The following is a 26,756-nucleotide window of genomic DNA, read 5'->3' as shown; positions in this document are numbered from 1 at the left end:
ACAACAGCGCCCTCACTTACGGAATTTCCGCCTTTAAGTGGTTCGCATACCAATCATGCTGAACATCATTGTACTCCGCGAACAGAACCTCGGCGCACCGCGTTGCCACCATACTCCATGCCACATTCATGCCAAACACAAAACAAACAATCTCGGATCATTACAAATCACTACCACGCAAAAGCGACACCCTGCTGTCGAAAAACCTCGCACCGGCACTCCACTGGCATGAAACTGGCTTGAGCCCCACCAAAGGCACAACGCGCAGATCAGCCACACAGAGGCCACCATGCTCGCAATCGCCGACAAAAGACGCACCATTCGCATCAAGCGGTCTTCCCTGCTCCAGTGCAAACTGGGCTCCCTGGACAGGCCAGCCATAAAAATAGCGGAAACGCCCGACGAATATACGAGGGCGTTCCGCCTTGTGTATGAAGAGTACCTGCGCTCTGGCTACACCAGGCCGCACCCGTCTCTCATGCACTACACCATCTGGAGCATGCTGCCGCAAACTTCCGTTTTCGTCTTCAAAAGCTACAACGACGTGCTCTGCACGCTATCGCACATACCAGACTCTGACTTGTTCGGGCTTCCCATGGACGCCTTGTACAAGCCCGAACTCGACACGCTGCGGGACAAGGGAAGGATCATTGCCGAAGTCGGATCACTTGCGACGCAGTACACACGCAGGTGGACAAACCTCATGGTCTATCTTGCGAAGGCCATGTTCCAGTACTCCATCATGTCCAGTTTCGACGACATCGTCATTACCGTAAACCCCAAGCATGTGAATTTCTATACGCAGATATTCCTGTTCAAGCCGTTTGGAGAAGTGCGCCATTACGATTCCGTGAATGCCCCTGCCGTGGCATTACGCATAAACCTTTCCGAGACCATGGATGAACTCAAGGAAAAGTACGGCAACTCCGACGACTTCGATACCAACCTCTTCACGTTCTTCGTCCGCATGAACAGTGGAGAGACGGATACCAAGGACAACCCCGTCAAGCGGGACCAGCCCCTTGATCCGTACACCGCCTATCATCTGCTGCGCCAACGCCCGGAACTTCTGGACCAGTTGGCCGAAGAGCAGCGCGACTTCATCGAAACCATCTACCACCGGGCCCTGTTCAACCACTTCTCGACACACCCCGTCCACCCCGAAACACCCAGCGGCGTCCCGCTGGACATGCTCAAGCTCGAAACCCGGGACGCGTACTCGGATGTGGCCTTTTGCAGAAACCTGGGGTTGGTGGACTACGCCGGGCAGCGCAAGCTGCTCGGCTCACGCGTGGCCATTGCGGGGCTGGGTGGCGTAGGCGGCGTGCACCTGATGACGCTTGCCCGCACCGGAATCGGCAATTTCAACCTGGCCGACTTCGACGCTTACTCGCCCGTCAACATCAACAGACAATACGGGGCGAGCATCGCCAGCTTCGGGAGAAACAAGCTCGACGTCATGACCGAGCGCGCGCTCAGCGTGAATCCGTTCATGGACATCCGCGCCTTTCCCGGGGGCATTTCCGCAACCTCGCTCGACGATTTCCTCAAGGATGTCAACCTGGTGGTGGATGGCATAGACTTTTTTGCGCTCGACATACGCCGTCAATTGTTCAACCGCGCCCTTGCGCTGGGCATTCCCGTCATTACCGCCGCGCCGCTCGGGTTCTCGTGCGCCCTGCTGGTATTCACGCCGGGCGGCATGAACTTTGACGACTACTTCGACATCACGGAACACACCGAGAAAATGGAGGGATATCTGCGCTTCGGCATGGGGCTGGCGCCCCGCCCGGCCCACCTTGGCTACATGGACAGGCGATTCGTCAGCCTGCATGATCGCCGGGGCCCCTCGCTGGACATCGCCTGCCACATATGCGCGGGCATGGCCGGCACGGAGGCGGTCCGCCTGCTGTTGGGCAAGAAAGGGATCAGGCCGACGCCGTACTTTCGCCAATTCGACCCGCTCACGGGGCGATTCACCACCGGAAAGCTGCGCCAGGGCCTGCGGTCCCCCTTGCAACGGCTGAAGCTTGCCATCGCCCGACGGTTCTTTCTCGGCACGCCGCGCACCGGCGCCCCGCGCCCCCCTGATCCGGAAATGATGGGGCTGCGCCAGGACATCCCGCCCGCAACGCTGGAATACATCGCGCAGGCTGCCACCCGGGCGCCCTCAGGCGACAACGTGCAGCCATGGCGCATCGCCCTGCACGAAACCGGCATACACATCCACGCGGCAAGGCATGCGGACGATTCCTTCTTCAATTACCGGCAGGTCGCCACACTGCTTGCCTGCGGGGCGGCCGTGCAGAATGCCGTTTTTGCCGCTGGCAGTGTCGGGCTGGACGCCGATCTTTCACTGTTCCCCGACGAACAAGACCACAACCGCGTGGCGTCGCTTCACTGCACCCCGGTCGGAGTGCAAAGCCACGAAATCATGGCGGCGGCCCTCTGGCGGCGGCATACCAACCGGCGCATGTATTCGGCCTGCCCCATACCGCCCGCCGTGCGCGACCGGGTTGACCACATCGTGGACGAACAGCAGGATGCGACACTGGCCTGGGCTGCCGACCCGGCGCAGCGCAAGATTCTGGCCAAGGCCGTCTACCTTGCCGACAGGGTACGCGTGGAACGGTCCGATCTGCACGAACACCTGATGCGCTTCATCCGCTTCGAACCACAGCAGGGGCCCTACGGCGACGGGCTGCCCCTAGGCAATCTGGAGGCGGGCCCACTGGGCGAGATGTACCTGCGCAGCCTGCGGCCATGGTCCGCCATGCATGCGGCAAACCAGGTCGGGCTCGGCAGGCTCATGCCGCTGCACGGTGCGCTCAGCGTTCTGCGCAGTGGTGGCGTGGCGCTGCTGCTGGCCAACGGAGAGGCCGAGGCGGACATTGTCCGCGCGGGCATGGCCTGGCAACGCGCATGGTGCGCCCTGGAGCACATGGGCTACGCATTGCAGCCTCTTGCCGCCCTGCCGCTGCTGCACCTGCGCATTCGCCTGGGGGACGCGGAAACACTTTCGCCTTGCCATGCATCCCTGCTGGAAAAGGCGTGGCGTCTGCTTGCCGAGGCATTGCCGCATCCTTCGGACAAACTGCCGGTCATGCTGTTCCGGACCGGCATCGGGCCCGCCATCCGGCACGGCACCTATCGGCTGGCCCTGTCGGAAATCCTGCTTCCCGACAGCAGGGCCTGATCCTGCCGCCCAAGCCCGGAACCGTCATACGGTTCCGGGCCGAAGGCGTTCCTCCGTCACCCCGCCCCCGCGCCCCCGCATGTCGGAAAAGACAACACGCTGTCGGCGGCCTTATGCCGCACGATACGCCCATCCCGGCCCCATCCCCGCGCGTTGTTCCGCGCTGCTTGTCGGATAGGTTAACATTCCGCCTTCCATTCGGGCCCTGAAATCAAGCCCAAAACACACCGCAACACGCTATAACAAAAAATGAAATACCAATTGGTACAACGCTTGCTTTTCACGGGCCATCAACCTTGGCGGCCTTCATAAATTTTCGAGACAAGGAGCACGTGAGATGAACCGCATCGTATCAACCATTTGCAGCACTATCATCATCTCGGCAATGATGATGGCCAGTGCCTGGGCGTCCCCCATCGCGTCGTGGGATTACACGGTCGATGGCGCTTTCATCAATTGGTCAACCACCGTGGGCACCAGCGGCAATTACGGTTCGCCGGTGCAGGGCATCACCACCAGCGCGGCGGACTACAAGTATCTGGCATACGATCTGGACGCGGGCGTCCCCGTCCCTCCGGGCACGTATGCCGAAGGATACTCGAAGCTTTCCTGGGGCGATTATGTCTGGAGCGGTCCGGGTCCCGTATACTCGCAGGTGCCGGGCGCCGCGCTGAGTTCCATCGGCATCACCCCGAACAGTGGCACCCTCATTACCGACGGTCCGGCCTCGCTTGGCATGCAGTTGTACCATGACAACAACGTGATCCTGGGCGGTTCGATCCAGCTTGAATCCGGCATGGTTCGCGCCATTCTCGAGCTTACCCCTTCGGGCTTCCCCCCGCTGCCCGTCTTTTCCACCACGCTGGACTTCCTGTTCTTTGAAACCCCGAACGGCACGCCCACCGAAAATGACGTGTTCGTCCTGCTGAACCCGGAAGTGACCGAGGAGACGTTCCACTACTACGGCGTCGACTACGTGTTCAGCTTCGGCGAATCGTTCGGGCTGATCCCCGATGCGTACCTTGCGCTGCTCGGCCTGGATCCCGGCACCGTGGGCTGGATAACCTCCGAGAACGCGCTCACCACGCACGACACGTTCCTCAGCATCACGGCGCTGCCCACTCCGGAGCCCACCTCCATCATCCTGATGGGGCTCGGCCTCCTGGGCCTCTTCGGCCTCCGTCGGCACGCCCGCACCTGACATGACCCGGGCGGCCTGTCGGAATTCCTGACAGTCGCTCCCTCAAACCAGCACAACGACCAGGAGTCCTCGAAAGGAGGGCTCCTGGTCAAATGACGGCTCGGTATACCCAGCAGGAGTTCATGCCATGAAACGCCTAGTCACATTCTTCTTGGCCCTGCTTATCCCCCTGTTGCTCCAGACATCCGCATCGGCCAGCATCGTCACCCAGTGGAATTACACCGTCGACGGAGTATTCGTTGAGTGGACCAACACGCTGAACGATACCAACGTATACGGCGACAGCACAAACGGCATAACCGGCAGCATCGAAAAGACACTTACCTACAACTACGATGGCGGCGTCCTTGTCGATCCTGCAAAAAGCGTCACCGGCTACTCAAAACTAAGCTGGGGAGACTATTACTATAATGGCAGAAGGTATATACACGAGAACGTCAACCCACTGAGCTCAATCGTCATTGCCGCGACCAGTGGCATAATCGACACCAACGGTGCCGCCAAGGTCGGACTTGTTCTCACGCACAACAACAACGCAATCCCGGCAAGCAACCTGGACCTGGCGAGAGGCATCGTCCGCGCGATCCTGAAGCTTACGCCCGTGGGTGGCAGTGCGCTGCCGGTATTCTCCACGTCCCTGGACTTCGCCTTCTATGAAACCCCCAACAACAGCAGCACCCCCAACGACGTGTTCGTGCTGCTCAACCCCGAAGTGACCCAGGAAGTCTTCCACTTTTACGGCATCGACTACGTGATGGACTTCACCAAGTCCTTCTCCCCCATTCCCGCTGCATACCGCGCCGCCCTTGGTCTTGCCGCGGATGCCGTGGGCTGGGTGACATCCGAAGGCGCTACCACCGTCCACGACACGCTGCTGACCATCCGTGCCCTTCCGACGCCCGAACCCGCTTCGGCGCTGCTGATGGGCATCGGGCTCGGGGGCCTGGCCCTGCTTTTGCGGCGCGCAAGGCGCACTGCCTAGCCCCCCCGCCACCCGACAAGAACAAAAGCGGAGTCCCTGATGGGGCTCCGCTTTTCCATGCCGCGAAAAAACCGGGGCATCCCGGAATCAAACATCATCATGCCCATCGCCCGCACACCAAGCGACTGGCGCACGGAACGAATGGCACACGAAGCGACTGGCAAAGCAAGGCGCAGCTACCACAACTCCCATGCGCCCGCATACAACACCCACAGGCCGAGCAGCGCGTTGGTCACGGCATGCGCCAGAACGCAGCACCCAAGGCTTCCCGTCCGCAAGGCCACCATGTTGTATGCTGCCCCGGCCAGCATGCCCGCCACCAACAGGTGATGTTCCAGGCCGAAAAGCACGGTCACGGCAATGAATGACAAGGGATGGAAGCGGGACAGCGGCACCGTGCGAAAATCCCCGCCCTGAATGTGGCGCATCAGGAAGGAGCGCCAGAACAGTTCCTCCGCCAGGGGAACCAGTACGGCAGCCCCAAGGAACCGGATGGCGAGCAGCAGGGGGCGTGCATCATCGCCCCAGGCCCGATGCGGAAAGGCAACGGGCGTTCCCACCCGGCCCCACGGCACATCAAGGGCCAGCCACGCCGCAAATACCGCCACGCCCACCATGGATGCGAACAGAATGCCACGCCCGGTCATATCCTTCGGCATGAGTTCCGGGCACCTCGGCAGGCACACCACCAACGCCACCGCCACGCAAACGGCCCTTACCGGATAGAGCGCACCCGCCCATGCGCCTGAAAACGGCAGGCCGAGCAATGTGGAAACCTCTGCAATTGCCGTGAACACCATGTAAACGGCGAACGGCGCCACTCGCCAGGCTATCTCGCCCGGCGGCGCCGCAGAGGTCTGCGCGGGATGCTCCGTGAGCAACGGCATGCTGGTGCGCCCTGGAAACGTCATTGCGGCAAGGGGAGTGCCGAGGCATCGATGTAGGCATCCACCCGCAATCCACTGACGAGCGGGCCGGGCGCGTCGAGCGTGATCAACACCTCAAGCACACTCCGGTCCACCGGTTCCGACGGGTTGCCGGTGCGCAGCGTCTTGGGCGTCAGGCTGAGCACCACGCGGCTTATCTTGCCGCCGAACCGTTCCTTTCCATAGGCATCGGCCCTCACGTACGCGGCCTGCCCCACCCGGACGCGGCCGATGTCCCGTTCATCCACTTCTGTCCTGACGTTGAGCGCCGCAATGTCACCGACGCTGATCACGGGCGAGGGAGCGAAGAGCGAAAAGACTTCGCCCGCCTCTCCGAACACCCTCAACACCGTTCCGGCCACCGGAGACCGCAGGTCCATGCGGCGCAGTGTGGACTCGGCCACCCGGACGGCTGCCTCGGCGGCGGCCAGCTGATGTCCTGCCTTGGCCACGTCTTCCCGCCGGTACATGTCCTCGACCAGCTTCAGCTGCTGCCAGGCGGCGTCGTACTCCTGCTTCGCCACGTCCATGTCGCGCTGGGCACGTTCCATGTCCTCCCTGGAGATGGCGTCCTGAAAACGCAGCCGCTGACGCCGCGCCGCTTCCTGCCGGGCCTGCTCGAACACCTTGAGCGCCCGGCGCTCCCTGGCCTGCGCCTCTCCCTTTTCCTCCGGCCTGGCCCCGTTGGTCAGCTTCTCCAGTTCCATTCGTGCGGCAAGCGCATTGGCGCGCGCCTCGTCAAGCTGGGCCAGTTCCACTTCGTTGCGAAGGCGGGCGAGCAACTGCCCCTGTTCGACCTTGTCACCCTCGGCCACGTGCAGCGTTTCGATGACCCCGCTGGTCTCGAAGCCAAGCACCAGTTCCTTGGTCACCGGCTCGACCCTTCCGGAGGCGACTATCCACCCCTGCTTCCGCTCCTCAAGGGCCGCCGCCGCGGACGTGCGCGGCATGAGCCCGTTCAGCGGCGGCTGTACCGACCTTGAAAACGCGAGCACCGACGCCACGCCGACAAGCGCGGCAAAGACAATCAGCCTGGGCTTCATGGCGCACCTCACCCCGGGACCTTTATCCGTCCATCTTCGATGTGCACGACCCGATCGGCATACGGCATGATACGGTCATCGTGGGTCACCACGACAACGGCGCGACCGCGCGCGTGTGCAAGGTCGCGCAGCAACGCCATGATCATGAGGCCATTCGCCGAATCAAGCGCCGCTGTCGGTTCGTCGGCAAGCATAACCTTGGGCGACCCCGCCAGGGCTCGCGCAACCGCCAAACGCTGCTTCTGGCCCCCGCTGAGCTTGGCCGGCATCTCGTCCTGCTTGTTCCCCAGGCCAACCTCTTGCAGGGTCCGGGCGGCGATCCGTCGCGCATCCCCCCTGCCAATGCCACGCAGGTCCAGGGCCACCTGGATGTTCTGCGAACAGGAAAGCGTCGGGAACAGGTTGTAATCCTGAAAGATGAAACCGAAGTACTGAAGTCGCAGGGCGGATGTCTCTGCCGTGGACCGCTTCGTCATCGCATGCCCGTCAACGAACACTTCGCCGCTGGTGGGAGAAAGAATGCCGCCCATTATGGACAACAACGTCGTCTTGCCACTGCCCGACGGACCACGCAGCATCAGCACCTCTCCGTCATGCACGGCCAGGTCCACGTCGCGCAGGGCATACTGGGCATTCTCCCCACTGCCGAAAACCATGCTCACGTCACGCACTTCAAGTAATGGCCGGGATTCCATCAGCGCCCCTTGAACACAATGGCGGGATCGATGACCAGCACCTTGCGGATGGAGATCACGGACGCCGCAACGCACATGAAAAGCGTGAGAAAGAACATGCCCAGCGCCAGGGCAGGCGACAGGATGATGGCGGTTTCTCCGTAGCGGCGCAGATGTGCGATGGTGAAACAGATCCCCATGCCCAGGCCGTAGCCCAGCAACGCACTGATCACCGCCTGCCCCATGATGATGCGCAGGATGTACCCGTCAGGCGCGCCCATGGCCTTCAGCGTGGCGAATTCGGGCAGGTGGTCCATTGTGGTCGCATACAGCGTCTGGGCAACGATGACCATGCCGACCACCAGGCCCAGCAGTGCGGCCAGCACCAAGGCCCCACCCGCCCCGGTGCTGAGCATCCAGTACTCGCGGGTTTTCTGGCTGAATTCCCGGGTGGTAAACACATCCACATGCGCGACCTGCCCGGCGATGCGCCTTCGCAACTCGTCCATATCCGCGCCCGGATCCGCCTTGACCAGCACGTAGGTGATCTGCCCCGGGGCGAACCGCGAATAGAGATGCCCGTTGCGGTAGTCGGTGAATACGTAGGGCGATGTGGTGAAGGAGCGAATGCCGATGGTGAAGCCCATCACCCTGGCTCGATGGGCCACTATTTCAACCTGTTCGCCAAGTGAAGTGACGCCCAGTTTTTCCAGATAGAGGGTGTCCATTATCACCGAGTCCTCGGCGTCCAGGCGCGTTGCATCACCCTCGATCATGTTCCATGGACCACCAAGGCCTTTGCGTTTCTCAAAGGCGATGATTTCTATGGACTCCTGCCCGCCATCCGGCTTCTTCCAGAAAGAGAAGTCCACGACCATCCCTGCGGCGTCCGCCACCCCCTCTACCCCCAGAACCTGCTGTACCCGGCTTTCGGGCATGGGCATGGCGATGTCGAACGTCTTGACCCCGCGCGAGGTCACCCACAAGTCGGCCTGACTGTTGTCCACCACGCCAGAGATGGTGGTGATGAACCCCAGAAAAAGCCCGCACTGTATCGTTACCAGCACCACGGCAAAGACGATGCCTGTAAGTGTCACGACGAGCCTTACGCGGTCGTGAAAAAGATTGCGGCACGCAATTTCGAGAATCATGACTGCGATCCTGCAAGGCCGAAGAACGATGACGGCAACATAAATATCAATTCAGCAGATCGTACTTCCTCATCAGTTCATACAGCCTGGCCCGGGACAGGTTCGACAATGCGCATGCATTATGCACATTACCCTGAGCCTCTGCATACAACTTGGAAAGGTAGGTCCGTTCGAAACTCTCCATCGCCTCGCGCTTCGCCTCGCGAAATGAAGGAATGACATGCGGCCGCGAAATGGAGACCGCAATATCCTCTCCAGAATGCAGGCGCGCATCATCATCCACTACAGCCGGGCCTTGCGCCATCCCGTCCCGCCTGTGGGCAGCCCCCTGCCTGGGGCCGGACCACGCATGATTGCTGGCTTGCAGCATCCCCGCATGAATCGTCGCGGGCAGATGCTCGGCAAACAGCACATCGCCATCCGTGGCCACTGCCAGCGTGCAATCTATGACGTTGACGAGTTCCCGAATGTTCCCCGGCCACGGATACGCCAGCAAGCGGGCCTTGAAGTCCGCCGACATCTGCCGTGGGCTGCCGCCATTGGCCGCGGCTCTCGCCTCCAGCAGATGTTCGGCTATCTCGATCACGTCCGCGCCTCGCTCACGCAATGGAGGAAGCAACACTTTCATCGTACCGATACGGTACAGCAGGTCATCGCGGAACGTCCCCAGCCGGACCATTTCCTGCAAATCCCTGTTGGTCGCCGCCACCAGCCTGAAGTTGCTTGTCTCTTCCTTGCCCCCGCCCACGGGGCGATAGCGCCGCTCGTGCAAGACACGCAGAAACTTCTTCTGCAGCGCCAGAGGCAACTCGCCCACCTCGTCCAGAAACAGGGTACCCCCGTCTGCCTGCTTGATGAGTCCCACCCGCGACCGGGCCGCTCCGGTAAATGCGCCCTGCGAATACCCCAAGAGCAAACTTTCAACGAGATGCTCAGGCAAAGAGGCACAATCCACAGTAATCAACGGGCCATCCTTCCGTGGACTCATCCGGTGGATGGCCTTGGCAAACAACTCTTTCCCCGTGCCCGTTTCGCCTTGCAACAACACATTGACATCCGCACTGCGAGAACGGCTTATTATACTAAGTTGCACCTGAAGCTTGGCAGAGCTACCGTAAATACCAAACTCTCGAAACGACGAAACATGATTTTCATCAGCAGATATGCCCGGAAGATGACTTATCAATGCGCATATTGCACGAGGAGCAGTTCCCTTTTGCATATAATTCAGTGCGCCACCAAGAATAACCTCCTGCCCAAAATTCGCATCATACCGTTCAGAAACCACCACAACATGCGGAGATGCAGACATTGAACGCAAAGTTGATATTGCAACTGACATTACAGGGACTACACCCTCCTCAAGCACCACAAGACAGCACTGGAACGAATCGCAGTATTCCACCCCCTCGTCGAACGATGAGGCGAGATGCAGCGTATGCCCTTCACGGACAAGCAGGCGAGACAGATGGGCATACAAGTCCGCCTGATACCCGATCATCAGAATACTGGCCATTCTCAGTCCCTTTCCAAAGGAAAAAGACAATTACAACACTCGACACAAGCACATGCCCACACCAAGCGCGGACCGCACTACCACGCCAAATAAACACAATTCAAATATAAAAACACAACTATGCCAACAAAAAAACCAGTTGATGATACACTATTTACACCACGTGAAATATTGTCAATTAGAAAGCAACACCACTCAAAAGCGTTATTTTTTATCTTCCTGTGCAATTATCAATCTAATAGCTTCCACTGACTTTGCAGAGTAGTTTTCAACAGAAGTGGTGACCTTGCCCCCCCTAAGGCTCGCCACGGTCCGGCGCTTACCCGATGGCCGGGCAAAACTGCAGCGGAGGATCCCGCCTTGCCCCCCCCATATACAAGGCCGATAATCGGCTGCAGGCGGCCCGCAACCTCACAAGGTGCGGGCCGCAAACATAATCAGGCACCAGCCCGAGCGGCTGACGATCCCCAGCTCCCCAAACCGCCTCCGGCGCAAACCGGTCCGCTCCCTTCAAAAGAGGCCGACAGACCTCCTGTCGTTGGGGTGGCGTTTGGTCCATATGCGCCATGAGCACAGTGGGATCACCTACAGAGCTCACATCGAATCCCAAGGATGAGTCGCCAGCCCTCCCCCCGTAACGACGATTCCCAGCACACAAAGCGCAGCCGTCGGCCTGCTGCACGCATCACGCGGGTGCAACCAGACTACGCGCACCTTACCGCCCAAAGAAAACGCAACAAGCTCGTCACCCGCGGCCCCAGCGCCCCCCCCCCCTGCCGCATCAGCGCAGCAAGCGCCCCCCAGTCGCCCCTCTGCCGCAGCCCAAGCCCGCAGAAACGGCACATCCAGCCATGGCATCCCTGCCATGACTGGATGGAACAAGCAGCACGACGGCCATCACTCATGATGGCCGCCGTTGCGCTCCGGCGTCGGGCAACACGTCTGCCCGCAAGCTGCTGCTTTCGGCTGCCGGGTTCAAAGGGAACGCCTATGGCAAGGCATGGTGGCGGTGCGCCGGGACCACCAGCCCCACCCACCACGCCAAGGGCGCCCCCCCCATGGGAGAGCCGCGCCCACTCAGGCCCAGCGCCATCCGGCAACTGGCCGCCCAGCTCAACTACCCGACTCAACTACCCGGCCTGACAACCCGACTCAACGGCCCGGCCTTCGAAGCCACGGGGCACGGCAGGCTGGAGCCACCCACCCTCGCGCCCGTCCGTGCATCAGGGCTCCATGGCACTCCTGCACGCCCCCTCAGACTTGCCATGGAGCATGGCCGGACCTTCCCGCTCTGGCCAGCCCCCACGAATGCACTTGCGGCTCACCAGCCAACCTTCCCACCAAAGCAAAGCTGGAGGCGCGACACCCGTACCGGCCATGCTCGCTGGCAAAATGGATGATGGCCTTTCAGCGGCTCTTCATCACTGCCGTACTCGAAAGGTATCGCCGGGTCGCCCGAGGCTGGCCGGGATGTCAGGGCAAATCGTGAGGGGCCACTCCACACACCAGATCATATCCAGTTGCCGGTCGACTGTTGCGTGCCGCGCCATAGAGCACACATGCCGACTATTGGACTATTTTGACCAATAACAACCAACAATGCCTCATTTGATCACAAAGCCGCCCACGCCCTCGCCGTGGCGGCTTTTTTCTTAATTAATTCACGATGATACGCGCATGGCAAACCATGGACCACCTATTGCAATACCGACGTCAGCCATACGCGACGCCGAGCGTTCGATTGCATGGCGAGAGTCAAGCACGTCTTCCCAATGGGCACGACAGGACACCTACAATGACTTTCATGGAACTTTCCACAATAGCAATTGCGGGATTTCTCTCCGCCATCATCAAGAACGGAGTGGGAATCGGCTCGGGCATCTTTCTGCTTCCTGTTCTCAGCCTGGTGTTTCCCGCAAAAATAGCATTGGGCATAGGCGCCCCCATAATGCTGGGCTCAGACATCATAGGCTTGCGCAACTACTGGAAGGAATGGGCGAGCACGCGAGAGTTGCTGTGGTTGCTGGTGCCGGCCGTGCCCGGCCTGCTGCTGGGAACGTGGCTCCTTCCCATCATTCCCGGCCATGCCTTCCGGATGGGCGTCGGCATCTTCGGCATGACGTATGCGATGGGCATGCTCTTTCCACGGTCGCACATTGTGACGGCCTTCACTCGCCTGCTGCCACGCCCACGTCCTGGCATCGAAAGATACAGCGCCGTCTTTTACGGCATGCTGGGGGGAATTGCCACGGTCATGTGCCATGCAGGAGGATTGGTATGGTCACTTCACCTCCTGTCCACGCAAAAGAATCGCCGCGTATTTGTTGGAACAATTGTCCTCTCGTTCGCAATAACTAATCTATACAAAACATTTGCATATGTAAAAATAGGAATACTTGACACACAAACACTATTGACAGCCATTCTTTCATTACCTGCAATATATATAGGAGCATTGGCAGGGAACATTCTCAACAAAAGAGCAAACCATCAAATATTCAGAATGTCCGTTCTTGTAGCCATTTTTTCCGTGTCATTACTTCTCATACTGTAACCATGCATCAAATTGAACATCAAAATAACACACACGCAAGCAAATCCACGCCACACGAACTAAATACAGAATAGCAATATACGTTGAACGTATACCGTAAATAATTACCAAGAAGGAGATCAACGAAACATCCATGAGGACATCCAGCATCAGCAATTGACAAAAACAACAATTTACATGAGGAGCCTTACATGTCGAAGGGGAATTTCTATTCAAGGATACCGCTGCCCATTCTCGTTGTGCTCTACCTGTGTGTAGGCCTGTGTCTTGGATACCTATTTCCGAAAAATGAATTCATCGGCGCCCTGCATACCAGCGGAACATACTTCCCAAAGACCATCGTCACCTTCGCGGCACTACTGATCTTCAACTTGCTGGCCGCAGCCATGTCCAAACTGATGCTGTACCACAAGGAGCAGGCGGGCAAACTGTTCGGCCTGATCTTCGGCGCATACCTGTTCATGGGCGCCGTCTCGCTGGTCTACGTCACGGGCTGGATCGCCGTACTCTCTGACATCCCCATGTTCCTTCCCGGCCTGGAAGTTCCCGGCCCCATGGCATGGATCAGCCAGATCGGCCACACCTTCGCCAACGTGCTGACCCAACAGCCGCTGTTGCAGGCGCTGGTGGGCGCCATGGTGGTCGGCTGGTTCTGTGCGAAGTCCGAGAAACTGCAGGTCATCTCCCACGGCTTCATCGCCATCGGCGACATGATCCTGTGGTTCTTCAAGAAACTGCTGTGGTACTACCCCATCATGATCGGCTGCCTCGCCATCGGCATCCCCATGAAGTTCGGAGCCCATGGTCTGGCGCTCTATGGCCAGGCCGTGCTGTGGGTCATGATTGTCACCGTTACCTGGGTAGGCCTGATGATCCTGCTCTGCCGGTATACTACCAAGCGCACCTGGAAGCAGATATTCTCCTACTACGGCGCGGTGTGGCCCACGGGCTTCGGCACCGGCGGTTCCTACGACACCCTGGCCATCAACATCATTTCCGCGGAACGAGACCTGGGCCTGCACGAAGACATAGCGGAAGTCTCCATCGTCTTCGGCACGGTGCTGAACAAGAACTGCAGCACCATGTCCGTGCTCATCGTGACCATCATCGTCTCCCAACTGCTGGGCGTTCCCATCTCCTTGTCCGAAATACTGATGCTCATCCCGCCGGTCATGATCCTGGGGCTGGAATCGCCCGGCATTCCGGGCGGAGCAGGGTACTTCATGTCGCCCATCATTGCCGTCCTGCTGGGGGCTCCTGACACGGGGGTCTACGTCACGACATTCGTCGCCGTGTTCAGCGGGCTCATCCCCATGTTCTCCACCGCCGGGAACACCACGGATGACGGCGTGGTCGGCGCTTTCCTGCAAGACCATTTCGGACACTGGATTACCGGACACATGCACAAAGAGGAGACCGCATATGAATAAGCCACTCGGATACGTACTGCTCGCGGCCGGATCCTGGATGCTTCTGTCTCCCCAGTCGCTGACGGGACTCAAGTACCTCAAGTGGATGCATGACTACGCCTTCCCCGGCGAGGTTCTCCTGGGCATCGCCGTGCTCTGCGCCGCCTACTACTGCCTCGCCTTCCCGCCCAAGAAGGCGGAAAAACCCAGCCACTAACCCCCCCTCCCTGCGCCGCATGACGGCAGGCTGTGCCCCTTGACACACACAGCCCGGCCTGGCCGTCATGCGGCTTTCATCTGCCCACCCAAAAAACAGACCGCCGCAGGATGACAATCGGGCGTACTCGAATCGCCCCCCCATCGGGACACCACCCGCCCGCTCCCGGCCAGCCCACGCACGGCAGCCCCCCCCCCCGCCTCGCCCCCTCAATCAGACGAGTCCGCCCGATCTCACCTTCCGCAGGCGCCCGGTCCTGCCTAGCCTCGTCCAGTCCACACCAAGACTCCGCCACCCCTCCCCACGCCTCTACCCCCGTCGCAACGCCACCCCACTCCGGCAGTTGCGGCAGGCGCGTCCCTCAAGGACAGAAGCGCCTTCCGCGCGCCCCGAAAGACGTCCTCAGCGGCGCATCCCCACCCATCTCCGAACGCTCCCGGCCCCTCCCGTCCCTCACAGATGACCAATTACCGTCAGCAATCCCGTGCTTGGTCAAAAAAGTCCAATACTGGACACCACCAACCACGCCACCCCGCCGACTCAAAATTAAAGTCAACAATTCAACATAAATACGACAAGAACACCGTTGGCACCATCCTTGCTGTTGAATGCATACAGAATGCGAAGGCACTGTATAACATTCTAACAAGCGCGGTTGGACATGATGCAAACGCACAAAGTCGATCTTCTCATACTTGGAATGGGAGCTGCGGCAGAGCTTGCCGCCATATACGCGCATGATGCATCGCCTTCACTGAATATCCTTATCGCCTCCAAGGCGTTGAAGGGTAAGGGTGGATGCAGCCGTATGGTGCAAGGTGGGTTCAATGTAGTCCTGAGCCCTGACGACTCGCACGAAAAGCATCTCATGGATACGCTCAAGGGCGGCCAGTACATCAACAATCAGGACCTTGCAAAGCAACTTGTCGAAGAAGGCACCCCGACGGTCAAGGAACTGGAAACCGTTTGCGGGTGCTTTTTCGACCGTTTTCCCGATGGACGCGTCCATCAAAAGCCCTTCGCGGGACAATCCTTCGACCGGACCGTGCACAGAGGCGACCTGACCGGCATCGAAATCATCAGCCGCACCACGGAACAGGTATTCAAACGGCGCATTCCCGTGCTGGAGGAAACCCGTGCGGTGGAACTGCTGCTTGACTCCACCGGCAAGACGGTCACCGGCGCCTTGCTGTACGACATGCGCCGCTGCGAATTCCTTGTCGTGGAAGCTGCGGCCACCCTGGTGGCCACGGGCGGCGGCCCCACCCAGTACCGCTTCCATGCCCCTGGCCCGGAAAAGTCCGCCGATGGCATCGCCATGCTTTACAGGGCCGGGGCCCGCATGCGCGACATGGAAATGATCCAGTTCCACCCCACCGGGCTCATCGTACCAGGCAGCGTTGTGGCCGGCGCCTTGCTGGAAGAGGGGCTGAGAGGCGCGGGGGCTCACCTCTACAACGGCGAGGGCGAACGCTACATGCAGCGCTACGCCCCCGACGTGGCAGAACGCGCCACCCGCGACGTGGTCAGCCGCTCGGCCTACATGGAAATGATGGCGGGCCGGGCCTGTCCCGAAGGCGGCGTGCACATCGACGCAGCCCACATGGGTGCGGACTTCGTGCTCAAGGCCTTTCCGGGCATGGCCGAGCGCTGCGCACAGTTTGGCTACGACCTGGCGCGGGGACGGGTTCCCGTCTCCCCCACGGCCCACTTCTTCATGGGCGGCGCGGAGATCGACACCGACTGCCGGGCCAGCCTGAACAAACTCTTCGTCGCCGGCGAGGATGCAGGGGGCGTGCACGGCGCCAACCGACTCGGTGGCAACGGCATCGCGGAATCCTGCGTCTACGGACGGCTGGCGGGCAAATCCCTGGCCCGGTTCCTGGCGACAGACCGCAGCATCACCAAGACCGCCCCCGGCCTTGTGAAATCGCTGGTTGCCCGGTTGCAGGAGCCTCTGCTGCGCACCGGCGGGCGGAGTCCGCTGGAAATCCGGCACGACATTCAGGAAACCAACTGGCTCAAGGTGGGCATCATCCGCAACAAGAAGGACATGGAAGAAGCCATCCCCATATTCCGCAGCCTGGGCGACGATGTGGAACGAGCTTCCGTTTCCGAGAGCAATGCCTGCAACATGATCTACAACGTATGGCTTGATACGCGCAGCATGATCGACGTGTCTATCATGGCCGCGACATCGGCATTGCTGCGTGATGAAACGCGTGGTGCACATACCAGACTGGACTTTCCCGAGCAGCGCGACGACTACGGATTGTTCAACACATTCCTCTGGCGCGGCGAAGATGGCATGCCCGTCACGGAAAAGAAACCCGTCGAATTTACGCACAAGTCGCTTGAAGCCTGTCAGAAATGGAAAAAGTGATTCCTGCTCGACATATCAACGCAGCACACTTCGGAGAAAAAAACATGGAACAGAGCAAGTTCGAGTACCGCGCACCACTGCAATGGGGAGACCTTGATCCGTATCGGAGAGAGCGCACACATGTCGGCATGTGGGCATGGCTGATACAGCGCTTCAGCGCAGTGCTCATTGTCATATTCCTTACATTGCACCTCTTCTTCACCTACAAGCCGTTTCTCCAGTTCATGCTGCTGGTCGCTGTGGCGCTTCACGCAGCGCTGGGGCTGCGAGTCATCCTGCTTGACTTCAATCTGGCGGACATCAAGCGACAGCGGAACCTCGTCTACTGGTTGCCCGGCATAGGCCTTGCCTTGGTGCTGCTCATCTGGGGCATCATCTACTAACCGGAGGCCATCATGACATCTCAACCAACGACCCGCACCGTCAGGGTGTTCCGCTACGACCCGGCCAAGGGCGGGGATGGGCATTTCGATACCTACACGCTGGACATCCCCGCGCCGGAGACCACCACGATACTCGACGTGCTGCTGCGCCTTCAGCGAGAGCAGGACCCGAGCATATCCTTCCGCTTCGCCTGCCGCGTCAACATGTGCGGCTCCTGCGGCATGGTCATCAACGGGCGCGAGGCCCTGGCCTGCAAGACCAACGTCGCCCACCTGCCCCCTGCGCAGGACATCACCATCCGCCCCCTCAACCACTTTCCCGTAATCAAGGACCTTGTGGTTGATATGGAGCCGTTCTTCGCCAAGTACGAGGACGCCTTGCCGTTCTTCGAGCCCGCCAAGGCGCACGACGAACCCTATGTCATCAAGCCGGACGACAAGGCGCGCGTCGACATCGGCATGGCCACGGACTGCATAGCCTGCGGCTGCTGTGTTTCGAGCTGCACCATGGTCAATCACCACGCGGGGTACGCGGGGCCTGCCGCCCTCAACCGCGCGTTCACCCTTCTGGCCGACGAGCGCGACGGGCTGTTCGAGGCCCGCCTGACCCGGGCGCTGGACTCCTGCTACGCCTGTCGCACCGAGTTCAACTGTACGGAAGTCTGCCCCAAGCAAATCAGCGGAACCCGGGCCATCAAGTACATCCAGCGCCTGGCGCTGAAGCACCTGAAATCCCTCAAGCCCCTTCCCGCCCATCCGGCAGAGGACAAGGCGAAGGATCCCGCGAAGGCTGGCGTGAAAGCCGCAGCGGCAGGGGCAAGTTCTACAGGCTGCTCCTGCGGGGGGCACCATGCCGCGCCTGCGGCACCGACCCCGACGGCGGCTTCACCCGACGCAACGGCATGCCCTCCCAGCGATCCGGGAACGGTCTGCGCCTCTCGCCGCTCATTCCTGACGGCCGCCGTGGGCGCAGGGACCGTTGCCGTGCTCGGCGGCATCCTGGGCACTGCGGCCCTGGCGCCGACCATGGGCCGCACCCCGGCGCAATGGGTGCCGGTGGCCCCGCTCAAGGACATCCCCGTGGGCGACATCAGCACCCTGCCGCTCGGCTACACGCGCAGACAGGCCTTCCACAGCGAACAGGTGCAGACCAGCGTGCTGGTCCGGCACGACGCCCCCGGCCAGGTGCTCTGCTTCGGCAATTCCTGTCCGCACCTTGGCTGCGCCGTCAGTTGGGACCCGCTGTCCTCTCGCTTCAAGTGCGCCTGCCACGGCGGGGCGTTTGACAGGGACGGCAATGTCATCGCTGGCCCGCCGCCCAAGGGGCTGAATCGCCTGCCCTGGAAGATCGAGGACGGAATACTCAAGGTCGAGGTGGTGTAATGAACATCAGCAAACATATCGGATGGGAAACGCATCTCAAGCCCTTCCTCTACAAGAGGCTGCCGGACGGCACGGGCTGGACCGCCGTTCTGGGCACGCTGTGCGCCCTGGTCTTTCTACTGATGGTGGTCACGGGCATCGTGCTGGCCTTCTACTACGTGCCATCCCCGGACAAGGCGTGGCAGTCCGTCCGCTACATCTCGAACGAGGTTCCCGCCGGGCAACTGCTCCGCGGCCTGCATCACTGGGGAGCGGGCACCATGGTGCTGCTGGTGTTCGTGCACCAGATGGTTACCTATTTCCACGGCGCATACGTGCATCCGCGCCAGGGCACATGGATCACCGGGGCCTGCCTGTTTCTGGTGACGCTGGGCCTCGGCTTCACCGGCTACCTGCTGCCGTGGGACATGAAAGCCTACTGGGCAACCGTGGTGGGGGCCAACATTCCCAGCCAGTACCCGCTGGTGGGCAACGCCATCACCCACTTCATCCTGGGCGGGGACGGGATGTCGGGGTTCACCCTGACGCGTTTCCACTCCATCCACACCCTGCTGCTTCCCGCCCTGCTGCTGCTCTTTCTGGCTGTGCACATCTATCTCATTCGCCTGCACAACCTCTCCGATCCGCGTGAAAGGGTAGGCGGCGAGCCTCTGCCGCCCCCGGCAGAAGGCAGCGCGCCCTACCGCTTCTTTCCCGAGCACATGCACCGCACGGCCATCGCCTTCGGCATCCTGTTCTGCGCCCTGCTTGCGCTGTCGATCACGGCCCCCGCGCCGCTGGAGGACAAGGCAGGCACCTTCATCGCCGACTACCTGCCCCGGCCTGAATGGTACTACATGTGGATATTCCAGCTGCTGACCTACTTCACCGGCATATGGGAAGCTGTGGGCAGCCTGGTCATTCCCGTGGGCGGCGCGCTGCTGATGCTGTGCGTGCCCTTCATGAGCGAAAGCCGCATGAAGGGGCTGACCAACCGGCCGGTATCCATGAGCATCGGCCTGACCTTCATCATCTGCGTCGTCTACCTGACCGGCCAGGCCTATTCCGAGGCCGCGCCCTACAACAAGGTCGTGCTCACCCCTCCCGGCGCCATGTCGGAAGAGGTTCGCCAGGGCCTGCGCGTCTACGTTGAACGCGAATGCTCGTACTGCCACAACATCCAGGGGCAAGGCGGACATCGGACCGGGCCCGACATGTCCAACATGCGCGCCAAGGGGCGTTCGGCCGATTATCTTGCCGCGTACATCAAGGATCCCAAGTCCAAGATGTCCTCCAGCTCCATGCCTGCCTATGCCCTTCGCCCCGAGGAACTGAAAGCCCTCGCCGCGTTCCTGCTGGCCGTCGACCCCAGCCGGGGAGCACCGGTGCCCATGCGCACCGAAGACGTCCGCACCAGCATTCCCGACACGCTGACCAATCCCCCAGCCACCCGCTGACCGCAGCGTCCAACACAAGGAGTTGGCACATGTCTTCATTCGACTATCGCATTGTGGAAGAGGCGGCCAAGCAGAGCTACATCAAGGCCCTGTGCGACCTGCCGCCGGACGTGCGGGTTGCCCTGCACAAGGCCCACGACCGCGAGACCGTCCCCACCGCCCGCGCCATTTTCGAGGCCATGTTCAAGGCCATCGACATCGCTGACCAGAAAAAGACCCTGCTCTGCCAAGACACGGGCCTGCCCATCTACAAGGTGCGGGTCGGTTCGCGATTCCCCTGGAACGGTGCCGCCATCAAGAACTGCCTCTACGAAGGGGCGCGGCGGGCCACCCAGGAATTCCCCTTCCGCAGCAGTTCCACGCACACGATCACCCGGGTCAATCCCCAGACCTCGGTCGGGCCCGGTCTGCCCGTCATCTACTGGGATTTCGTCGAAGACAGCGACGCGCTGGACATCTTGATGGTGCCCAAGGGCTCCGGCTCGGAGAACATGAGCAAGATGCAGATGTTCTACCCCCAGCACGGGATCAAGGCGGTCAAGAAGTTCATCCTGGACACCGTGGTGGAAAGCGCCGCCAATCCCTGCCCCCCCGGCGTCATCGGCGTGGGGCTGGGCGGCACGTCCGACCTTGTGATGCGGCTGGCCAAGGACGCCATCTGCCGTCCGGTGGGACAGCGCCACCCCGATCCACAGATCGCGGAGATGGAGGAGGAGCTGGAAGAGGCCATCAACGCCACGGGGCGCGGCCCCATGGGGCTTGGCGGCGACGTGTCCTGCCTGGCCGTGCACATTGAGTACGCCTACACCCACATCACCCAGAACCCCGTGGCCGTGAACACCCAATGCTGGCCTGCCCGGCGGGCGCGAGCAGTCATCCTGCCTGATGGCACCACGACATACGGGTACTAGGAGACAGTCATGAGCACCACGCACCATCTCACCTCCCCGTTTTCCGAAGCGGACATCCGCGCGCTGCACGCTGGCGATGTGGTCTACTTCGACGGTCCGCTGTTCGGCATCCGCGACCTGACGCAGATCTACATCTTCGACCAGGGGCACACGCCCCCGGTCAGCCTTGAAGGCATGCCCTGCATCCACACCGCCCCCAGCCTGCGCAACGTGGACGGCAAATGGGAAAAGATCTGCGTTGGCACCACCACCAGCACGCGCATGGACCGCTTCACGCCGGGGCTGATCGGCACCTACGGGGTGCGGGCCATCATCGGCAAGGGCGGCCTGTATCAAGGCAGCCTGGACGCCATGCGCATGTACGGGGCGGTGTACCTGGCCATCGTCGGCGGGGCCGCAGCGCTGGAAACGGAACAGATCGAGGAAGTCGAGGCCGTTTACTTCGAACATCTGCACCCCGAAGCCCTGTACCGCTTCCGGGTGAAGAACTTCGGCCCCCTGACCGTGGCCATGGATAGCCACGGGCGGCACCTCTACGACGAAGTCGCCGAGGAAGCCAAACGCAGGCTGCCGGACATCTATGCCAAACTCGGTGTGGCCTAGGGGCGACACGCCACGGTCCCAGCCGTCAAAATGCAACTGATCAACCCTTCAAGGAGGAACTCATGTCCATTCAGTTTCTGGTGCACGAAGACGGCGATTCCGTCGGCGTCGTGGTTGTTGAAGGCGTCAAGGCCGGTCAGGACCTGACCGGCTGGGTGATGGCCGAAGACCGTACCATCACCTTCAAGGTGCTCAATGATACCCCGATCGGCCACAAGCTGGCCCTGAAGGATCTTTCCGTCGGCGACACCGTGATCAAGTACGGCACCGACATCGGCAAGGTGGTCGCTCCCATCAAGAAGGGCGAACACCTGCATGTTCACAACGTAAAGACCAAGAGGTGGTAGGAAAATGACTGCTGAAACCTTCCTCGGCTACCGCCGCGAAAACGGCCGCGTGGGCGTTCGCAACCATGTGGTCATCCTTCCCCTGGACGACCTTTCCAACGCCGCTTCCGAAGCGGTGACCAACAATGTGAAAGGCACCCTGGCCCTGCCGCACCCCTATGGGCGCCTGCAATTTGGTGAAGACCTCGACCTGCACTTCCGCACGCTGATCGGCGTGGGCAGCAACCCCAACGTTGCCGCGGTCGTGGTCATCGGCATCGAGCCGCAGTGGACCAACCGCATCGTGGAAGGCATCGCCAAGACCGGCAAGCCGGTTGCGGGCTTCTCCATCGAGCAGAACGGCGACCACAACACCATCTGCAACGCCTCGCGCAAGGCCAAGGAATTCATGCACTGGGCCACCGAGCTGCAGCGCGTGGAATGTCCGTTGAGCGACCTGTGGGTGTCCACCAAGTGCGGCGAATCCGACACCACCTCGGGCATCGCCTCCAACCCCACCGTGGGCAACACCTTCGACAAGCTGTACGAAAAGGGCTGCACGCTGCTGTTCGGTGAAACCACCGAACTCACCGGCGGCGAGCACCTGGTGGCCGCGCGCTGCGCGACCGAAGAGGTACGCAACAAGTTCCAGTTCTTCTTCGACCGCTACGCCAAGCTCGTGGACGACCACAAGACCGACGACCTTTCCGACTCCCAGCCCACCAAGGGCAACATCGAGGGCGGCCTGACCACCATCGAGGAAAAGGCGCTCGGCAACATCCAGAAGATCGGCCGCAAGGCTCCGGTCGTGGGCTGCCTGGACAAGGCCGAAGCCCCCACCGGCCCCGGCCTGTGGTTCATGGACTCCTCTTCCGCCGCCGCCGAAATGGTGACCTTGTGCGCCGCTGCCGGGTACGTGGTGCACCTGTTCCCCACCGGGCAGGGCAACGTCATCGGCAACCCCATCCTTCCCGTGGTGAAGCTGTGCGCCAACCCGCGCACCGTGCGCACCATGAGCGAACATGTCGACGTGGATGTCTCCGGCATCCTGCGCAAGGAACTGACCATGGACGGCGCGGGCGACAAGCTGCTCGACATGGCCATCCGCACCGCCAACGGGCGCAACACGTCCGCTGAAGTGCTGGGCCATCGCGAATTCGTCCTGACCCGCCTGTACGAAAGCGCCTAGCCCACAGACGCCTCCCCCTCCTTGCGGCGCACCTCGCCGCAAGGAGGCACCCCCTGCGGCACGTGCGCATGCCCGGTGTCCTTGGGCGTTACCTCAAGGTTCACCGGGAGGAGCGCATGCCCGACCCGCCCGCCGGGCATGACCCGCGCGCGTGCCGCAGTCTACCCCACACGCCAGTGCCCCAGGCGCCTCGTGGCCCCGCATGCCTCGCAGTGCCTGACCACGATTCAAGGGGGCGTGGTTGTTGAAAGCGTCAAGGCCAGCCATGACATGACCGCGGGTTGATGGCCGAAGACTGGACCATCGCCCTCAAGGCGCACAACGATACCCCGATCGGCCACATGCCGGGCTGAAGGACATTTCCGCCAGCGACAGCGTGTTCAGGGACGGAACCAACGCCGGCAACCCAATCCTGCCGGGAGCAAACGGTGTCCACTCCGCACGCTGCGTACCATGAGTGAGCACTTTGACGTGGATGCCTCGGCCAACTGCGCCGCGAGTTCCACCTCGGTCCCGCTGGGGTCAGGTTCATTGACATGATGATTTGCGCATGCAACGGTAGACGCACATCTGCCGAAGCCCTCGGGCACCGCAAGTCCATCATATCAAGAATATACAATATCAAATAAGAGTGATTTAGACCATGAGCGGGGCCGGAACGAACGGCTCCACGAATGCAAACCCATACGCGTACCCTTCATGCAACATAGGCGAGGGAACGATGAGTGACATTCCTGACAGGTTCTATCAAGCCCTGCTGCTGATTAACAACATTCTTGTTCGCGAAGTCACCCAAGACGGTCTTTTTCAGAGTCTCGTAGCTACACTGCAGCCCTTGGTCAATTGCGACCGATGCAGTCTCAGCATCTATAATGCAGAAAACGGAACGCTGGAATGGTTCGCACGTGCAGAAGGGATTGCTGTCACATGCATGGACGATATTCCAACCCCTCAGCGGGGGCCTTTGGCCCATAAGGCTATCCACGCAAAGTCCACGTTCGTCGCCTGGGACATCAAGAATTTTTCTTCATTCGACGCAATACGCAGCATGCATGATGCTGGTTTGCGTTCGGCCATCGCCCTGCCGCTCATGAGCCGCTCCCAGCCCATCGGCGCACTGGTTGTTTCCTTCAAACGCCCGCTGCTGCGCGACGACGACACGGTCCTGGTGGCGTTTCTGGAAAAGATATCCGTGCAGGTGGCCCTGGCCGTGGACAACATGCTTGCCCATGCAAAACTCCAGAAAATAAATACGGAACTGAAGCAGCGCGTGGGCGACCTGCTCTATCCGGAAGAGGCAAGCTACTCTGAACCGCGTTTTTTCTACCGGTGCGAGAGCATGCGTACCGTCATGCAACAGGCGCAGCTTCTGGCCTCAAGCAACGTGCCGGTCCTGATACGCGGCGAGACAGGCACGGGCAAGGAATTCATCGCCCACATCATTCACCGGCACAGCACTCGAAAAAGCAACAACTTCGTCAAGGTCAACTGCCCAGCCCTATCCTCCACTCTGTTCGAAAGCGAACTTTTTGGTCACGCCAAAGGCGCCTTCACGGGCGCCAACAGTCAGCGCGTGGGACGCTTCGAAATGGCGGACAAGGGAAGCATATTCCTGGATGAGATTGGCGATCTGGACAAGATACTCCAGGCAAAGCTGCTGCAAGTGCTGCAAGATTCCAGCTTCGAGCGAGTCGGCGAGAGCCGCTCCATCCGGGTAAACGTACGCTTCATTTCCGCTACAAACGCCGACCTCGGTGCGTTGATACAGGGTGGCCAGTTCCGAAGCGACCTGTATTACAGACTCGGAACGGCCATTATCAACATCCCCCCCCTGCGAGAACGTGTCGGAGAGCTGCGCGCGCTGCTGCAGCACCTCGTCGGCATTCTTACAGAAGACATGCAGTGCCTGCCAATCACCTTCTCCCGCTCCGCGCTGCACCTGCTGGAAGAGTATCATTGGCCGGGAAACCTGCGCGAGCTTTCCAACATGGTCAAGCGGCTGCTGATCCTCAACTACGGAGGCGAAATACAGCCAGACATGATTACTCCGCTGCTCCAACAGGAGACGCACCTTCCGAGCGTTCGCGACGTGCCCGCCGCCCCCCTGCCATCTCCTCCCTCGGTGACATGCGGCTATTCCCTGGCGGATACCGAACGGCAAGTCCTTGAACGGGTGCTGACCCTGACCAACGGCGTGATCAGTGGAAAGAAAGGCGCTGCCACGCTGCTTGGCCTGCCGCGCTCAACGTTGCTCTACAAGCTCAAGAAGCACGGTATCGAAATCAACCGGTATACACACAGCGTCGCAAACCTTGCGGCTGCCTTCACCAGCAAAGCCCCCTAGCAGCGTCCGGGCAACGCACTCACACAGCCGCGCAACAGGCAACGCACGCAACACATCCGCTTCAGGTCAAGCCCACGAGAACAAACGCGGACTGCGAACCGGTCATGATGCCCATGGCCGAGGCGCGACCGAGTGCGGGCACGGGTTCCTTCGAGACAGCTGGTGGCATTGAACGCCGTTACGCATTCCGTACCGACTTCCTGCTGCGAAGGCGCACCGTCCTGCATGGTCCTGATGCTCGTGGATGGCGAGCGCATGGACCCGTTGCGCTCAATGGCGATGGGGTCCTGATTGACCAAAGCCAACGGGAACCAAGGGCGGGCAAGGTTTACGCCGTGGGCGTCGAGGATGTCGCCTGCCTCAAGCGCGTGAACGACGTGCCGGGCAAGGTCATCCTGTAGAGCTACCCCCCGACTCTCCACTGATCAAAACGAACACACCCAACTACTTACATAACGAAATCGCCATCATAGGTAGAGTATCCAGGGATGGACGCGAGCTGAATTGACGCAGAATGCCGCGCAGACGCGGCAGAATCGCGCAGGATTCATCATCGCATTTTGCCCTGCCTAGACAGCAAACGCAGAACACAGGCAAAACACAAACGGGCGGCCTGAAGGGGGCGCCCGTTTTTCTTCCATGCCTGTGATGAACCGTGCCAATCGGCGCACACTCTTCTGCGCGCTTCTTCCAAACGAGTTCAAAACGCCGCGCGACAGGCTCGGCACCAAATTTTCTTCAAACGCATTGCGGCACAGGGGCCAACGGCCCACGAACATGCGCCACCCGTTGTGCCAATCTGAACGCCTCCCTGGTTTTGCTATTGCAGGATTTCGAGTAGCCATCCCAACGTTGAAATAGGGCTGAAAAAAACAAAAGGCCCTTACGGACGTTCTCCGTAAGAGCCTTTATTTACTGGTTGCGGGGGC

General features: G+C 60.7%; 21 protein-coding genes. 16 read left to right on the top strand and 5 right to left on the bottom strand.

The window, feature by feature from the left end; translation table 11 throughout:
• The first annotated feature begins 289 nt into the window (after window positions 1-289).
• The 3 genes from K6142_RS13170 to K6142_RS13160 all read left to right on the top strand — a co-directional run bounded on the left by K6142_RS13170 (window position 290) and on the right by K6142_RS13160 (window position 5,379).
• The gene (locus K6142_RS13170) at window positions 290-3,196 is read left to right on the top strand and encodes a ThiF family adenylyltransferase (RefSeq protein ID WP_190243590.1); all 2,907 of its coding nucleotides are present in this window, start codon (window positions 290-292) and stop codon (window positions 3,194-3,196) included.
• A 337-nt stretch (window positions 3,197-3,533) separates the two neighbouring features.
• Complete coding sequence (locus K6142_RS13165) at window positions 3,534-4,397, top strand: THxN family PEP-CTERM protein (protein WP_190243591.1); 864 nt, start codon at window positions 3,534-3,536, stop codon at window positions 4,395-4,397.
• 127 nt (window positions 4,398-4,524) lie between these two features.
• Entirely contained in the window at window positions 4,525-5,379 is an 855-nt protein-coding gene (locus tag K6142_RS13160; RefSeq protein WP_190243592.1) for a THxN family PEP-CTERM protein, read from the top strand.
• A gap of 176 nt (window positions 5,380-5,555) precedes the next feature.
• On the opposite strand, the gene K6142_RS13155 is transcribed toward K6142_RS13160, so the two are convergent.
• The 5 genes from K6142_RS13155 to K6142_RS13135 are packed head-to-tail and all read right to left on the bottom strand — an operon-like array spanning window position 5,556 to window position 10,689.
• Window positions 5,556-6,266, bottom strand: a complete 711-nt coding sequence (locus K6142_RS13155) for a CAAX prenyl protease-related protein (protein WP_190243593.1) — start codon at window positions 6,264-6,266, stop codon at window positions 5,556-5,558.
• Between the two features lie 20 nt (window positions 6,267-6,286).
• Window positions 6,287-7,348: an HlyD family secretion protein gene (locus K6142_RS13150; protein ID WP_190243594.1), complete on the bottom strand. Its 1,062-nt coding sequence runs from the start codon at window positions 7,346-7,348 to the stop codon at window positions 6,287-6,289.
• A gap of 8 nt (window positions 7,349-7,356) precedes the next feature.
• The gene (locus K6142_RS13145) at window positions 7,357-8,043 is read right to left on the bottom strand and encodes an ABC transporter ATP-binding protein (protein ID WP_190243595.1); all 687 of its coding nucleotides are present in this window, start codon (window positions 8,041-8,043) and stop codon (window positions 7,357-7,359) included.
• Window positions 8,043-9,173, bottom strand: a complete 1,131-nt coding sequence (locus tag K6142_RS13140; protein WP_190243596.1) for an FtsX-like permease family protein — start codon at window positions 9,171-9,173, stop codon at window positions 8,043-8,045. The genes K6142_RS13145 and K6142_RS13140 overlap by 1 nt, the downstream gene beginning before the upstream one ends.
• Window positions 9,174-9,219: 46 nt before the next feature.
• A complete protein-coding gene (locus K6142_RS13135; protein WP_190243597.1) occupies window positions 9,220-10,689 on the bottom strand; it encodes a sigma 54-interacting transcriptional regulator in 1,470 nt (489 codons plus the stop codon).
• A 1,795-nt stretch (window positions 10,690-12,484) separates the two neighbouring features.
• Here K6142_RS13135 and K6142_RS13130 point away from each other — a divergent pair.
• The 13 genes from K6142_RS13130 (at window position 12,485) to K6142_RS13070 (ending at window position 26,228) form a co-directional block, all read left to right on the top strand.
• Window positions 12,485-13,243: a sulfite exporter TauE/SafE family protein gene (locus tag K6142_RS13130; protein ID WP_190243598.1), complete on the top strand. Its 759-nt coding sequence runs from the start codon at window positions 12,485-12,487 to the stop codon at window positions 13,241-13,243.
• Between the two features lie 191 nt (window positions 13,244-13,434).
• Window positions 13,435-14,673 carry a cation:dicarboxylate symporter family transporter gene (locus tag K6142_RS13125; protein ID WP_190243599.1) on the top strand — a complete coding sequence of 413 codons (1,239 nt, stop codon included), beginning with the start codon at window positions 13,435-13,437 and terminating at the stop codon, window positions 14,671-14,673.
• Window positions 14,674-14,710: 37 nt separating this feature from the next.
• Window positions 14,711-14,869, top strand: a complete 159-nt coding sequence (locus K6142_RS13120; protein ID WP_190243600.1) for a hypothetical protein — start codon at window positions 14,711-14,713, stop codon at window positions 14,867-14,869.
• A 661-nt stretch (window positions 14,870-15,530) separates the two neighbouring features.
• Window positions 15,531-17,252, top strand: coding sequence for an L-aspartate oxidase (locus K6142_RS13115; RefSeq protein ID WP_190243615.1), 1,722 nt, complete (start codon window positions 15,531-15,533; stop codon window positions 17,250-17,252).
• A gap of 44 nt (window positions 17,253-17,296) precedes the next feature.
• Entirely contained in the window at window positions 17,297-17,635 is a 339-nt protein-coding gene (locus K6142_RS13110; protein ID WP_190243601.1) for a succinate dehydrogenase, read from the top strand.
• Window positions 17,636-17,647: 12 nt separating this feature from the next.
• Entirely contained in the window at window positions 17,648-19,018 is a 1,371-nt protein-coding gene (locus K6142_RS13105; protein ID WP_190243602.1) for a 2Fe-2S iron-sulfur cluster-binding protein, read from the top strand.
• Window positions 19,018-20,454: a cytochrome b N-terminal domain-containing protein gene (locus tag K6142_RS13100; protein ID WP_190243603.1), complete on the top strand. Its 1,437-nt coding sequence runs from the start codon at window positions 19,018-19,020 to the stop codon at window positions 20,452-20,454. The genes K6142_RS13105 and K6142_RS13100 overlap by 1 nt, the downstream gene beginning before the upstream one ends.
• 29 nt (window positions 20,455-20,483) lie before the next feature.
• Window positions 20,484-21,365: a fumarate hydratase gene (locus K6142_RS13095; RefSeq protein ID WP_190243604.1), complete on the top strand. Its 882-nt coding sequence runs from the start codon at window positions 20,484-20,486 to the stop codon at window positions 21,363-21,365.
• 9 nt (window positions 21,366-21,374) lie between these two features.
• Window positions 21,375-21,968, top strand: coding sequence for a FumA C-terminus/TtdB family hydratase beta subunit (locus K6142_RS13090; RefSeq protein ID WP_190243605.1), 594 nt, complete (start codon window positions 21,375-21,377; stop codon window positions 21,966-21,968).
• 62 nt (window positions 21,969-22,030) lie between these two features.
• The gene (locus K6142_RS13085) at window positions 22,031-22,315 is read left to right on the top strand and encodes a UxaA family hydrolase (RefSeq protein WP_190243606.1); all 285 of its coding nucleotides are present in this window, start codon (window positions 22,031-22,033) and stop codon (window positions 22,313-22,315) included.
• 4 nt (window positions 22,316-22,319) lie between these two features.
• Window positions 22,320-23,483, top strand: a complete 1,164-nt coding sequence (locus K6142_RS13080) for a UxaA family hydrolase (protein ID WP_223380895.1) — start codon at window positions 22,320-22,322, stop codon at window positions 23,481-23,483.
• Window positions 23,484-24,204: 721 nt separating this feature from the next.
• The gene (locus K6142_RS13075; RefSeq protein WP_190243608.1) at window positions 24,205-25,827 is read left to right on the top strand and encodes a sigma 54-interacting transcriptional regulator; all 1,623 of its coding nucleotides are present in this window, start codon (window positions 24,205-24,207) and stop codon (window positions 25,825-25,827) included.
• 104 nt (window positions 25,828-25,931) lie between these two features.
• Complete coding sequence (locus K6142_RS13070; RefSeq protein ID WP_223290207.1) at window positions 25,932-26,228, top strand: helix-turn-helix transcriptional regulator; 297 nt, start codon at window positions 25,932-25,934, stop codon at window positions 26,226-26,228.
• Window positions 26,229-26,756: the final 528 nt, after the last annotated feature.

The organism is Nitratidesulfovibrio sp. SRB-5 (assembly GCF_019931275.1).
In the GTDB taxonomy this organism is placed as follows: Bacteria; Desulfobacterota; Desulfovibrionia; order Desulfovibrionales; family Desulfovibrionaceae; genus Cupidesulfovibrio.
The sequence above is the reverse complement of the archived record's forward strand: the minus strand, read 5'-3'. Positions and strand labels throughout refer to the sequence as shown.